The organism is Marinobacter sp. EN3 (assembly GCF_000475315.1).
Lineage (GTDB): Bacteria > Pseudomonadota > Gammaproteobacteria > Pseudomonadales > Oleiphilaceae > Marinobacter > Marinobacter nauticus.
The window spans coordinates 1-583 of record NZ_AXCC01000042.1; the positions used below are offsets into that span (position 1 = coordinate 1).

At 51.6% G+C, this 583-nt stretch carries 1 protein-coding gene; it reads right to left on the reverse strand.

Annotated elements, in window-relative coordinates:
- Positions 1 to 81: 81 nt before the first annotated feature.
- Positions 82 to 558, reverse strand: coding sequence for a GNAT family N-acetyltransferase (locus Q675_RS32070; protein WP_023011615.1), 477 nt, complete (start codon positions 556 to 558; stop codon positions 82 to 84).
- Positions 559 to 583: the final 25 nt, after the last annotated feature.

Here is a 583-nt window from a genome sequence, read left to right on the forward strand (position 1 = left end):
TAACGCTTAGGTAACCGGCACCGGAGCGCCAGCGAAGGGAACCAAAAGCGGTACGCTTTTGGTGTCCGGTTGACCGTCTGGTTAAATTGCATGTCTCTCCACCCTCAGGTGAATCAGTGCAACCCGATCTCCGTTATAATCGACCCGTTGCTCAATGTCGTAAGGCTGAAAACCAAGCTTTGGATAAAGGAGCAGCCCTGCAGCGTTTCGATTAAAACATGACACTGAAACCGCTTCGGCGTGGTGCTTCTCGAACCCCAGAGTGAGCATATGATTAATCAGATAACTCCCGACCCCAGAACCTCTAACCTCGGACGCAACAACAACGTTACCGATTGAACATAGCCCTTCCTTCCACCGGTAAAAATTAGCGAATGCAACTACGCGCCCCGCGAATTCCACGACCGTTGAGTCGGAGCGCATTCCGATGCACTGGCGCAAGCCGGTTTCTGACAATGGGAAAGACGCCCTAGGAAAGCAGTAGAAGAGCTCTTCTCGTGTCTCCGGTAGCTTACAAATCTTGGGGATATCGTTTTCCGTTACTTCTCGGTGATGCACTGGCTCCCTCCATGCAATTTAACGC